General features: G+C 63.4%; 12 protein-coding genes. 5 read left to right on the plus strand and 7 right to left on the minus strand.

The genetic code is table 11. From position 1 onward, the window contains the following. Positions 1–24: 24 nt before the first annotated feature. Positions 25–1,488, minus strand: a complete 1,464-nt coding sequence (locus tag ABE528_RS21140) for an AhpA/YtjB family protein (RefSeq protein ID WP_346653987.1) — start codon at positions 1,486–1,488, stop codon at positions 25–27. Between the two features lie 135 nt (positions 1,489–1,623). Between ABE528_RS21140 and serB the strand changes: the two genes are divergently transcribed. Next, positions 1,624–2,838, plus strand: a complete 1,215-nt coding sequence (gene serB, locus ABE528_RS21145; protein WP_346653988.1) for a phosphoserine phosphatase SerB — start codon at positions 1,624–1,626, stop codon at positions 2,836–2,838. A 58-nt stretch (positions 2,839–2,896) separates the two neighbouring features. Here serB and asd read toward each other — a convergent pair whose 3' ends face one another. Genes asd through ABE528_RS21160 form a run of 3 tightly spaced genes read right to left on the minus strand, consistent with a single transcriptional unit; the run spans position 2,897 to position 6,164 of the window. Further along, positions 2,897–3,760 (minus strand): archaetidylserine decarboxylase, encoded by an 864-nt coding sequence (asd, locus tag ABE528_RS21150; protein ID WP_346653989.1) that lies wholly within the window; start codon positions 3,758–3,760, stop codon positions 2,897–2,899. Next, the gene (locus ABE528_RS21155; protein ID WP_346653990.1) at positions 3,757–4,584 is read right to left on the minus strand and encodes a rhodanese-like domain-containing protein; all 828 of its coding nucleotides are present in this window, start codon (positions 4,582–4,584) and stop codon (positions 3,757–3,759) included. Before ABE528_RS21155 ends, asd begins: the two co-directional genes overlap by 4 nt. A gap of 44 nt (positions 4,585–4,628) precedes the next feature. After that, positions 4,629–6,164 carry an HDOD domain-containing protein gene (locus tag ABE528_RS21160; protein ID WP_346653991.1) on the minus strand — a complete coding sequence of 512 codons (1,536 nt, stop codon included), beginning with the start codon at positions 6,162–6,164 and terminating at the stop codon, positions 4,629–4,631. A gap of 130 nt (positions 6,165–6,294) precedes the next feature. Here ABE528_RS21160 and motA point away from each other — a divergent pair, with 130 nt between their 5' ends. Both motA and motB read left to right on the plus strand, forming a co-directional pair. Beyond that, positions 6,295–7,146, plus strand: a complete 852-nt coding sequence (gene motA, locus ABE528_RS21165) for a flagellar motor stator protein MotA (protein ID WP_152958538.1) — start codon at positions 6,295–6,297, stop codon at positions 7,144–7,146. Positions 7,147–7,149: 3 nt separating this feature from the next. Next, the gene (gene motB / locus ABE528_RS21170; protein ID WP_152958537.1) at positions 7,150–8,184 is read left to right on the plus strand and encodes a flagellar motor protein MotB; all 1,035 of its coding nucleotides are present in this window, start codon (positions 7,150–7,152) and stop codon (positions 8,182–8,184) included. 30 nt (positions 8,185–8,214) lie between these two features. On the opposite strand, the gene ABE528_RS21175 is transcribed toward motB, so the two are convergent. Both ABE528_RS21175 and rsgA read right to left on the minus strand, forming a co-directional pair. Continuing rightward, positions 8,215–8,694, minus strand: a complete 480-nt coding sequence (locus ABE528_RS21175; RefSeq protein ID WP_346653992.1) for a molecular chaperone Tir — start codon at positions 8,692–8,694, stop codon at positions 8,215–8,217. A gap of 113 nt (positions 8,695–8,807) precedes the next feature. Beyond that, positions 8,808–9,839 (minus strand): small ribosomal subunit biogenesis GTPase RsgA, encoded by a 1,032-nt coding sequence (gene rsgA / locus ABE528_RS21180; RefSeq protein WP_346653993.1) that lies wholly within the window; start codon positions 9,837–9,839, stop codon positions 8,808–8,810. Positions 9,840–9,980: 141 nt separating this feature from the next. Between rsgA and orn the strand changes: the two genes are divergently transcribed. Beyond that, entirely contained in the window at positions 9,981–10,523 is a 543-nt protein-coding gene (orn, locus tag ABE528_RS21185) for an oligoribonuclease (RefSeq protein WP_054887871.1), read from the plus strand. Between the two features lie 91 nt (positions 10,524–10,614). Beyond that, the gene (locus tag ABE528_RS21190) at positions 10,615–11,226 is read left to right on the plus strand and encodes a trimeric intracellular cation channel family protein (RefSeq protein WP_054887870.1); all 612 of its coding nucleotides are present in this window, start codon (positions 10,615–10,617) and stop codon (positions 11,224–11,226) included. A 26-nt stretch (positions 11,227–11,252) separates the two neighbouring features. On the opposite strand, the gene queG is transcribed toward ABE528_RS21190, so the two are convergent. Continuing rightward, positions 11,253–12,317, minus strand: coding sequence for a tRNA epoxyqueuosine(34) reductase QueG (gene queG, locus ABE528_RS21195; RefSeq protein WP_346653994.1), 1,065 nt, complete (start codon positions 12,315–12,317; stop codon positions 11,253–11,255). Between the last annotated feature and the right edge of the window lie 4 nt (positions 12,318–12,321).

The raw sequence follows: 12,321 nt of genomic DNA on the forward strand, positions 1-12,321 counted from the left end.
CAAAGCAGCCCCAAGGATGTGAAATCAGGCCCGGCGCTCGTGCATCCGCGCCAACTGGCGCTCCAGCATCGACGGGTAAGGCTCCATCAACCGCTCCACACAGCAAGCCCCTTCAGGGCTGGCGATCGGACGGATGCGGGCGCGCTTGCGGATCAGTTCGTCATCACTGATCTGACGCTCCACCAGCAGCAGGTTGCGGCTGTGCTGCGACAGTGCCAGCGCGTCCTGGGCCTTTTCGGCCATCAGCAGGTCGACCTGCTCCAGCCCTTGCAGGTCATCGCCCAGGGCCAGGCCCAGTTGCAGTTGCAGGGTGATGCCGCTGTCGGCCACTTCGATCTGCAGGGCATGGCCCAGCGCGCGCAGCAGCTCACCGCAGCAAATGGCGTTGGTCAGGTAGTCCTCACCGCAGTCGCGGCTGTGGAACAGCACCAGGGTGCTGCCATCGTTGAGCGTGTGGATATCGCCTTCATACAGCGAAGCAGCCTGTTCCAGGCAACCACGATAGCGCTCCAGCAGCTCGGTCAGGCGCGTGCGCGGCAGGCGACGCAGTTGTTCCTGGGAGCCCAGTTGCACGGCCAGTACCGCGGTGTTCTGCGGCTCGTCGGACTCGACCACGGCAGGTTTGGCCGCGGGTTGTTCCTCGTCGTCCAGCAACCCAGCGAAGGCAGCGTCGTCGTCCTCGTCCGCCTGGACCACGGCCTTGGCGCGCTGTGCGGGCTTGGCCGGGGCCTCGTCGTGCAGGTCATCGAACTCGTGTTCGTCCTCTTCTTCCTCCGGTTCCGGCTCGGGCGGAGGTGGCGGTGCCAAGCGGGCGTGCAGCTGGCGGGCGATGTCGCCGATCTCGTCCTGACGGTCGATGGCCGGGGTGTAAGGGTGCGGGTCACGCAGCCACACCCGCAGCTGCAGCAGCGGCAGGGTGATGTGGCGGCCTTGGCGCAGGCTCAGGCTCAGCGCCAGGGCCAGCAGGATGGCGGCGAGGATGCCCATGCTCTGCAGGCTGATCAGCATCGGCTGCTGGAACTGACTCATGTCCAGGCTGATGCGCAGCTGACCGGCGGTCACGTCCTGGAACGTGATCTTGGTCTGGTACAGGCCTTCGGCCTCGCCCAGCAGGCTGTTGCGCGGGCGCTGGCCTGCCTCGGCGAGGATGCGGTTATCCACGCTGTAGATGGCCGCATGGGCCACCAGCGGGTTTTTCACCAGGTTGCCCAGCAGCACGTTGAGGCTGAGGATGTCGTTGGACACCAGCAGCTCGGTGGCCGAGGTGGCGGTCTGGGTGGTCAGGCTCTGGCCGAGGGCGTCGGCCTGCTCGTGCATGGCCTGCTTGAACTGCAGGCCCATCACGCAGGCATAGATCACCAACGCCAGCGCCACCAGGAAAATGTTGGTGGTGGCGATGCGCAATGCCAGGGGCACGCGACGTTGGCGCAGGGCTCGGAAGATCATGATGAAGAAGTTGTCGGTTTTGACGGGCGTGGGCCGGTTCACAGAGCTCGGCTCTTAATGGCATAAAAGTGTTGGGCAGTATAGCGAGCAGTGTTTTGTCGGCAAAGTAGAGTTGGCGCCCGATGGTCATGGAAAATCGGTAGAATGCGCATTTTTCATCGAAGTCGGAGCCAGGTTGTGCGCGAAATCGTTCTGATCAACATCACCGGTGAGGACCGCCCGGGTCTTACCGCCGCCATTACCGGCGTCCTGCTCCAGGGCGGTGTGAACATCCTCGACATCGGCCTGGCGGTCATGCACGGCACCCTGTCGTTCGGCATCCTGGTCGATATCCCGGATAACGAAGTGGCTACCAGCCTGCTGCAGAGCGTGCAGTCCAAGGCCCACGAGCTGAACCTGCAAGCGCGTTACACGCCGATCTCCGAGGCCGATTACCAGCATTGGGCCGATGCCCAGGGCGAAGCGCGACATATCGCGACCCTGCTCAGCCGCAAGATCACCCCCGAGCAACTGCAACGCGTCAGCGCAGTCATCAGCCAGTATGGCCTGACCATCGAACGTATCGAACGCCTGTCGGCGCGGGTTGCCCTGGGCGCATCGAGCGAAAAGGGCAAGGCGGCGTTGGAAATTTCCGTGCGTGGCGTACCGAGCGACGCCCAGGCGCTGCGTGCTGACTTCTTCGCGTTGTCTGAAGAGCTGAACATCGACATTGCGTTCCAGAAGGACGACCTGTTCCGCCGCAACCGCCGCCTGGCGGTATTCGACATGGACTCGACCCTGATCGAGGCGGAAGTCATCGACGAACTGGCCAAGGCAGCGGGTGTGGGCGAGCAGGTTGCCGCGATCACCGAGCGGGCCATGCGCGGCGAGCTGGACTTCCGCGCCAGCTTCAAGGAACGCATGGCACTGCTCAAGGGCCTGGATGTCGGCGTACTCGACGAAATCGGTGCTTCCCTGCGCCTGACCGAAGGTGCCGAGAACCTGTTCGCCGAGCTCAAGCGTCTGGGCTACAAGACGGCGATCCTGTCCGGTGGTTTCTCGTATTTCGCCAAGCAGGTGCAGGCGCGCCTGGGCATCGATTACGTGTTTGCCAACGAACTGGAAGTGGTCGATGGCAAGGTGACCGGCGTGGCCGTAGAGCCGATCGTCGATGCCCAGCGCAAGGCTGATTTGCTGCAACATCTGGCCAGTGAAGAAGGCCTGCAACTGGAGCAGACCATCGCCGTGGGCGATGGCGCCAACGACCTGCCGATGCTGTCGCTGGCCGGCCTGGGCGTGGCCTTCCGCGCCAAGCCGCTGGTGCGCCAGTCGGCCAAGCAGGCGATTTCCACCCTGGGGCTGGATGGCGTGCTGTACCTGCTGGGCCTGCGCGACCGCGACGCCCGCGGCTGATCCAAGGTTAAAAAAAAGGCCCTGCATGCTCATGCAGGGCCTTTTTTTGTGGCCAGGCTCAAGCCTGGGCAGGGGTCGCCAGCAGTTCGCCCATGCGCACAGCCGAAGCTGCGCCGAGGGTCTGGGCCCATTTCACTTGCTCTGGCCCAAACAGCACGATGGCGGTCGAGCCCAGCTTGAAGCGGCCCAGCTCGGCACCTTTCTCCAGGTGAATCGGTGCACGGCTGCTTTCGTCGTAACGGAAAGTCTTCAGTTCACGTTTCGGTGGCGTGACCAGGCCGGCCCAGACAGTCTCGATCGAGGCGACGATCATTGCACCGACCAGCACCACGGCCATCGGCCCGCGCTCGGTATCGAACAGGCACACCACACGCTCGTTGCGGGCAAACAGCTCCGGAACGTTCTCGGCAGTGGTCTGGTTGACCGAGAACAGACGGCCCGGCACGTAGACCATCTCACGCAGGGTACCGGCCAGCGGCATGTGCACGCGGTGGTAGTCCTTCGGCGACAGGTAGATGGTGGCGAACTCGCCGCCCATGAATGGCGCGGCCAGTGCCGGATCACCACCGAGCAACTCAAGCGCGCTGAAGCTGTGGCCCTTGGCCTGGAAGATACGACCGTGTTCGATCGGGCCCAGCTGGCTGACGGCACCATCGGCCGGGCAGAGGATTGCGCCCGGGGTTTCGTCCAGCGGGCGTGCACCTGGCTTGAGGGCGCGGGTGAAGAAGGCGTTGAAGTGCTCGTAGGCGGTGAGGTCTTCGACCAGCGCTTCGTTCATGTTCACCTGGTAACGCTTGGCGAACCAGGCGGTGAAGGCGTTCTTGAACCAGCGCGCACGGCACTCGGCGACACAGCCAGCCAGGCGCGACAGCAAGTGGTGCGGCAGCAGGTACTGGCTGAGGATGAACAGACGGGATTTCATTGAGTTGATTGTCCTTGAACTTCGACAGGCGTGTCCGGGTGGTTGCCCCATTCGCTCCACGAACCGGCATAAGCCTTGATGCGTGGGTAGCCGAGGGATTTGGCCACCAGGTAGGTGAAACCGGAGCGGCGGTGGGTCTGGCAGTGGGTGATCACTTCCTTGTCCGGGGTGATGCCCAATTGTTGCAGGACTTCAGCGATGTCCTTGCGGATGCGCAGATGGTCGTTGAGGTCCATGCCGGCCGTCCACTCGAAGTTGACGGCGCCGGGAATGTGCCCGGCTTTGGCAGCCAGGACTTTTTCGCCGTTGAATTCCTGCGGGCCGCGGGCATCCCAGACCACCAGGTCGTCGGCGCCCAGGCGGCTTTGCAGGTATTCGCGCGTGGCAGTCGGTTCGTCGTGCAGTTGCAGGTGCACGGGGTCCTTGCCAGGCAAGGGCACGTCGGTGGTGAGCTTGTCTGCCGGCCAGGCCTGGATACCGCCATTGAGATAGTGGTAGCGCGTATGGCCGATGACATCGAGCAGCCAGATGAAGCGCCCGGCCCAGCCGCCGCCTTCATCGTCGTACACCACGTAGACGGCATCGTCACGGTGGCCCAGTTCGCTGAACAGCTTTTCCAGATCGCCCAGGGCCGGCAGCAGGCCGGGTGCCGGAGGCTGGCCAAGCTGGGTGCGCTTGCCCTCGACGAAGCGGGCGCCGGGGATATGCCCGCTGACATAGCGGTTGGCGCTGCTCAGGTCGACCAGGATCAGCTGGCGTGAACCCAGGCGCGGCAGCAGGTCTGCGGCTTCGATCACCAAAGGCAGGCCGGAAAAGTCAGTCATCCACGTTCTCCAGTGTGGAAAGAGGGGCGATTGTAACGCAAGGCTCAGGCGCCGCGTTTGGCAAACACCGCCAGCGCACGCTCGATACATTGCGAAGTCTTGCCGAAGGCCTGCACGCTGACATCGGCCAGTGGCTTGCCGCCCTGATCGGCGACGACCAGCATCAATACCTGGTCGCCGACGGCCAACGAGCGCAGCAACAGGTGTTCACTGCGCAACAGTGCACGCAGCGGGGCTGGCAGCAGCGCCGAGAACTGGGTGTGGTTCTCGGGCGTCAGGCGCAGTTGGCCGGCCTTGCTCATCAGCTTTTGCAGCAGCTTGTTCTGCTCAATCTCCAGGGCGATGCCACCTGCTTCCTTGGGCAGGCCGGCGATCTGCTGCACGCGCAGGCAGTCACTGGCTTTGTCCAGGCTCAGCAGCATGATGCGCTGCATCCCGCAGGCTTCCAGCGCTTCGCGCGCATGGGTGGCCAGGTGCACGGCATTGGTGAACGGGCTGGGTTGGGTCAGTAATTCCTGGCATAGCTTGCGCCAGCGCCCGAGGGCGTCGCTGGAAGGCGGCGGCGGGGTGAGCATGTCCGGGTGCGGGCGACGCTGGTCCCAGGGCCAGATCAGCGCCTCGGCGGGGTGGAACAGGGCATGGCGGGCGTGGCGGCGGGCGCTGGCCGCTGCTTGTTGGTGAACTTGCTGCTGCACGTCTTCAAGCGAGGTCTGCAGGTACAGCGCGGTCAGCAGTTGCCAGCGCAGCAGGTGCGGGTTGTCCCAGCCTACTTGCGCCGCCAGGGCCAGGTTGTTGGCCAGCAGCACGGTATTGGCCGGCTCATTGAACCAGCGGCGCAAGCCAGGTGCCTCGTCCAGGCGATGCTGCTGGCTGAGCGGGTCTTCATCACGTGCGATGCTCAGCACCAGCGCCAGTTGGTCGCGCTCTTCGAGCAGCAGGCGATAGCCTTGGGTCACCCACTTGGGGAGGCGCCAGTGTTCGGCCATGGCCTGGCACAGGGCGAAGATGCGCACGCCGAACAGTTCCTGCTCCACGTCGGCTGCGGTTTCGCCCTTGTGAATGACCCGCAGCTCCCACGCGTCCAGCAGCTTGGGCTGGGCCAGGGCCAGCGGCCACAGCGGGGCGAGGAACAGCAGGCTGCCCCAGTGGATCTCCTGCCACAGGCGCGCCAGGCGGCTGGCGAACAGGCCGCTGGCTTGTTGCGCGGCGTGCTGGCTGATCAGCAGGAACTGGCGCAGCACCGGCGGAATGTCGTCTTCCGGCACGGCAGGCAAGCGCATCAGCAGTTCCCTGCTGCGCGCCAGGCCCAGGCGGTTCAGGGCGATTTCCAGGCTTTCGGCCGGTTCGGCCTGGCTGGCATTGGCAGGGTGGTTGGCCTCGCGCATCACCGACAATACCAGGGCGGGGCTGTCCTGCATCAGTTCGGCAATCTCGCGCAACGAGCGACGGTTGTCGTTGATGGCGCTCATGACCCGGTCATAACTCTGCTTCGGGACCGGTACACGAATACCGTCTAGCAGTTTGACCCAGGCTTCTACCGTACGCGGATTCTGAGTGGGCACCTTGGATTCCATTGGCATTTTGACATCAGTCCGAACTGGCTTTTCGCTTTTAGTGGCTATAGTCTGGCGCAGTTCTGCCGATAAGTAGAAGAAGAGTTTTAAAGCTCCCGTCCCACTCCCTGACCACGACAGCAAGTGCTTTGATCCTATGGCTAAAATTATCGGCATCATCGTCGTATTCGCGAGCGTGCTCGGCGGATATGTACTCTCCCACGGCAAGATCGCGGCGCTGATCCAGCCGTTCGAAGTGCTGATCATTGGCGGTGCAGCCTTTGGCGCCTTCATGCAGGCCAACCCGGGTTACATGACCATGCATGTAATCAAGAAGTCGATGAAGATGTTCGGCTCGCGCTTCTCCCATGCTTTCTACCTGGAAGTGCTGGGCCTGGTGTATGAAATCCTCAACAAGAGCCGCCGCGAAGGCATGATGGCGATCGAGAGCGACATCGAAGACGCCGCCGCCAGCCCGATCTTCGCCAAGTACCCGGCGGTGCTGGGCGACGAGCGCATGACCGCGTTCATCTGCGACTACCTGCGCATCATGTCCACCGGCAACATGGCACCCCATGAGCTCGAAGGCCTGTTCGACATGGAACTGCTGAGCATGAAAGAAGAGCTCGAGCACCCGTCTCACGCCGTCAGTGGCATCGCCGACGGCATGCCGGGCTTTGGTATTGTCGCGGCGGTACTGGGTATCGTGGTGACCATGGCATCGCTGGGTGATGGTGACCAGAAGTCGATCGGCCTGCACGTGGGTGCGGCACTGGTCGGTACCTTCTTCGGTATTCTCGCCGCCTATGGTTTCTTCGGCCCGCTGGCCAAGTGCCTTGAGCACGATGCCAAGGAAGAGCTCAACCTCTATGAATCGATCAAGGCCTCGCTGGTGGCCTCGGCTTCCGGCATGCCGCCTTCGCTGGCCGTCGAGTTCGGGCGCAAGGTGCTGTATCCGAAGCATCGCCCAAGCTTTGCCGAGCTGGAACAAGCGGTTCGCGGTCGCTGAGTCATGGAGAACAATCAGCCGATAATCATCAAGCGCGTCAAGCGCTTCGGTGGCGGGCACCATGGCGGCGCCTGGAAGATCGCGTTCGCCGACTTCGCCACGGCGATGATGGCGTTCTTCCTGGTGCTGTGGCTGCTTTCCACGGCCACGCCTGAACAGAAGATCGCCATTGCCGGCTACTTCAAGGACCCGATCGGTTTTTCCGAAAGTGGCACGCCTTACGTCATCGACCTGGGTGGCTCGCCGCAGATGGCGCCGGAAAAGACCATCAACCCGGAAGTGAAGTCCGAACCTACACCTGATACCAGCATCCAGCTGGACAAGGATCAGGTCGAGACCATGGCCGAACAGGTCGAGCGCGAGCGCCTCGAGTTGCTGTTGCAGGAACTGCAGAACAAGGTCGAGGAAAACCCGCAGCTGCAGAAGTTCAAGGACCAGATCCTGTTTGAAATTACCCAGGACGGCCTGCGCATCCAGATCATGGACGCCGAGAACCGGCCGATGTTCGACATCGGCAGTGCGCGCCTGCAGCCGTATTTCGAAGACATCCTGCTGGCCATGGCCGACACCATCAAGGCGGTGCCGAACAAGATCAGCATCAGTGGCCACACCGATGCCAAACCGTACTCCGGTACGGGCGACTTCGGTAACTGGGAGCTCTCGGCCAACCGTGCCAACGCTGCACGTCGAGCCTTGGTTGCCGGCGGTTATCCCGATGGTCAGGTGGCGCGGGTGGTGGGATATGCCTCTTCGTCGCTGTTCGACCGCAAGAACCCGTTCAACCCGGTCAACCGCCGCATCGACATCATCGTCCTGACCAAGAAGGCGCAGCGCAACATCGAGGGTGAGCAGGGGGCTCCCGAGGCACCCGCCCAGCCGGCTCCGCCAGCAGGTGCAGCGCCTGGGGCGGCGGCTCCGGCCGCGCCGGCGGCGGGAGATGCCGCTGCCCAGGCGCCGATGCAGCCGCGTGAGCTGCGTCAGAAGCTGAACATCTTCGAGGATGGGACCTTGAAGATGGATGAGCAAAAGGATCAGTAAACGCCGGGGCCGCTTTGCGGCCCCAAAGTCTCAAAACCCCCGCCTGATCTTGGCCTTCAGATCTGCATGAAAGAAATCCGCGTTGTGCCGGTCGGCACACGTACCGCTCCCATTTGGCAACACCATTGCCCGCTCGAATGTGCGCTCATCGTGATACGCCCTCACGAACAGGTCGATATGCACTCTCTCGCGCATGACCGGCCATTTGCCGAGGTGTGCGGGTAGTTCGCCGCCCCCTTTGCGATAGAAGCTGACCCGCCGGTTGGCCATCACTGCAGCCCCCAGCAGCCAGGCGGTCCACCAGTCCTGGTCGGCTTCTGCGGGCAGCAGGCCAATCCAGTGGGTTGCATCGCTTATCTGCTGGCAGGCGCTGGCGTAGAGATCGTCGTGGGTCTGGCCGTCGCTGGCAAACTCCACCAGCTGCGCGGTGATGCCTTCGAGCAGCAGGCGTTCGTTGAGGATGAAGGCGTCAAGCCGCTCTTCGTGGCGGTAGCTGATAAAAACCGGCATCGCGGTTGCCCTCCCTGATAGAAGTCGTGACCTTCAGGGAAAGCGACGGCCAGGGCAATAGATGGCAGGAAAACCGGAGGCGTCCTACGCGCCCCGGTAATATTTCCTACAAATCAGTAGCTGTCTTCCGGCAGGCTGGCGATGATCGAGCGGTAGCTGTTCATCCGTTGCGGCTTGATACGGCCTTCTTCGAGGGCCTTGAGCAGTGCGCATCCCGGTTCGCGATCATGCTTGCAGTCGCGGAAACGGCAGGTGCCGAACAAGTCGCGGAACTCGATGAAGCCATCTTCCACGTCGTCGCGGCTGACATGGCCGAGGCCGAATTCGCGGATGCCCGGCGAGTCGATCAGGTCGCCGCCGTTGGGGAAGTGATACAGGCGTGCCGTGGTGGTGGTGTGCTGGCCCTGCCCGGACCATTCGGACAGGTCGCCGACGCGGGTGCCGGCATCTGGCAGCAGGCTGTTGACCAGCGACGACTTGCCCACGCCCGACTGGCCGACGAACACGCTGATGTGCCCGTCGAGCATCTGCTGCAGGCGCTGCATGCCGCCGCCATGGTGCGCGGAGACTTCCAGCAGCGGGTAGCCCAGCTCACGGTAGACCTCGAGCAGCGCGTGCAGGCCCGGGCCGTTCTCGTCGTCGATCAGGTCGGCCTTGTTCAGTAGCAGCAGCGGGCGGATGCCGGCGTGCTCGGCGGCCACCAGGTAGCGGTCGATCAGGTTCGGGTGTGGCTCCGGCGCCGGGGCGAAGACGATCACGATCAGGTCGACGTTAGCCGCCACCGGCTTGAGCTGGCCGTGGTTGTTCGGCCGGCACAGCTCGGTGCTGCGCGGCATCTGCGCGACGATTACGCCGATGCCCTGGTTGCCGGCGCGCCAGACCACGCGGTCGCCAGTGACCAGCGCCGGCAAGTTGGCCCGCAGGTGGCAGCGGAACACTTGGCCGGCGGCTTCGCCGTCCTGAGCTTCTACCTCGACCTGCACGCCGAAGTGGGCGATCACCAGGCCCAATTGTTCCGGCCCCAGGTCGCCGCCCTCCAGCTCTTGCAGCGCGTGCTGCTCGCGTTTGGCGGCGCGAGCGGCGCGTTCGTTCTGGATTTTTTCGATACGCCAGTTCTGGCGCCGATTGAGCTGGCGTTTGGCCATGGACCTTCCAAGGTGGGGCAAGTTGAAAACGGCAGGCAGTTTAGCACGCCCGCTCATGGACCATTCTGGTTACCTTTGCGCCGCGCATGCGCAGGCCGGCGTCGCTAGGCTAATATGACGGCCTATACGAGGAGCCCCTTCATGCAGAACCCACAGAACCTGATCTGGATCGATCTGGAAATGACCGGCCTGGACCCGGACCACGACGTCATCATCGAGATGGCCACCATCGTCACCGACAGCGAGCTGAACACCCTGGCCGAAGGCCCGGTAATCGCCATCCATCACAGTGACGAAGTGCTGGCGCGCATGGACGAGTGGAACACCCGCACCCATGGTGCGTCGGGCCTGACCCAGCGCGTGCGTGACAGCAAGATCAGCATGGCCGAAGCCGAAGCGCAGACCATCGCCTTCCTTGAGCAGTGGGTGCCGAAAGGCAAGTCGCCGATCTGCGGCAACAGCATCTGCCAGGATCGCCGCTTCCTCTACCGGCACATGCGCGGCCTGGAAAACTACTTCCACTATCGCAACCTCGATGTCTCCACTCTGAAGGAACTGGCCGCGCGCTGGGCACCGGATGTGCGTGACAGCTTCAAGAAGGGCAGCACCCACCTGGCGCTGGACGATATCCGCGAGTCGATCGCCGAACTGCGTCACTACCGCGAGCATTTCATCAAGGTATGAGCCGAAGGGGCGCAGATATTGTGCTGGCGCCCTCTTTTGGTGCCTCAGGCAACTGGTTAGACTGCGCGCCTTTCCCGCTCGGACCTGCGCCATGTTGTTGATGCTTTACCTGATCGCCATTACCGCCGAAGCCATGACCGGTGCCCTGTCCGCCGGGCGCCGTGGCATGGACTGGTTTGGTGTTGTGCTGATCGCCTGCGTGACCGCCCTGGGCGGCGGCTCGGTGCGTGACGTGCTGCTGGGGCACTACCCGCTGACCTGGGTGAAGCACCCGGAGTACCTGGTGTTGACCAGCTTCGCCGCACTGTTGACGATTTTCATTGCGCCGATGATGCGCCGTTTGCGATCGCTGTTCCTGGTGCTGGATGCCTTGGGTCTGGTGGCGTTTACCCTGATTGGCTGCATGACCGCGCTGGAGATGGGGCAGGGCATGCTGGTGGCGTCGATCAGCGGGGTGATCACTGGGGTATTTGGCGGGATCCTGCGGGATATTTTCTGTAACGACATCCCGTTGGTGTTCCGTCGTGAGCTGTATGCCAGTGTGTCGTTCGCGGCGGCTTGGTTCTATCTGGGCTGCGTGTACTTCAAGCTACCCGCGGAGCAGGCGATGCTGCTGACCTTGTTCGGTGGCTTTCTGGTGCGCTTGCTGGCGATTCGTTTCCATTGGGAAATGCCCAAGTTCCACTACAACGACCAGCAGTGAATTCTGGGGCCGCGCAGCGGCCCCGGCTATTCAGCGCCATGCCGGGCCAGCGCCCACTCCACATGCTCGCGCACCAGTTCCGATCCATCCTCCCGCCGGGCCTTCAATGCCTCGATCACCGGGATCGTCGAAGGCGCATTGCCCAACCCCACCGCCAGGTTGCGCAAGAACCGCTCATACCCCGCACGCCGCAACGGCCCGCCCTCGGTCTTGCGCAGGAAGGTTCGCTCGTCCCACAGGAACATCTCCGCCAGCTCGGCATTCTCCAGCCCATGCCGCGGCTGGAAGTCCTGCTCCTGGCTGTAATTGGCAAAGCGGTTCCACGGGCAGACGATCTGGCAGTCATCGCAACCAAACACGCGATTGCCCATCATCGAACGCAACTCCACCGGAATGGGCCCGCGCAATTCGATGGTCAGGTAGGAAATGCAGCGCCGCGCATCCAGCACGTAGGGCCCGATGAATGCCTGGGTCGGGCAGATATCCAGGCACGCCTGGCAGCGCCCGCAGTGTTCACTGGTATGCGCCTCGTCCACCGGCAGCGGCAGGTCGACGAACAGTTCGGCCAGGAAGAAGTAGCTGCCGGCCTTGCGGTTGAGCAGCAGGGTATTCTTGCCGATCCAGCCCAGCCCGGCTTGCTCGGCAAGGGCCTTCTCCAGTACCGGGGCGCTGTCGACGAAGGCGCGGTAGCCGAACGGGCCGATCGCTTCCTGGATGCGGTCCGCCAGGAACTGCACGCGTTTGCGCACCAGCTTGTGGTAGTCGCGGCCCAGGGCGTAGCGCGACACGTAGGCCTTTTCCGGCTGTGCCAGGCGATGCGCCATCTGCGTGTCGCCGGGCAAGTAGTCCATGCGCAGCGACACCACGCGTACTGTGCCGGGAATCAGTTGGTCGGGGTGGGCGCGCTTGCTGCCATGGGCACCGAGGTACTCCATTTCGCCCTGGTAGCCGGCGTCGAGCCAGCTTTGCAGGTGTTGTTCGTGTTCGCCAAGGTCGACACCGGCGATGCCGACGTGGGCAAAACCGAGTTCTTGGCCCCAGATCTTGATGGATTGGGCCAGTTGGGCGAGGTCAGGCGTACAAGCGGACATGGAT

This window comes from Pseudomonas sp. TWI628, from assembly GCF_039673865.1.
In the GTDB taxonomy this organism is placed as follows: domain Bacteria; phylum Pseudomonadota; class Gammaproteobacteria; order Pseudomonadales; family Pseudomonadaceae; genus Aquipseudomonas.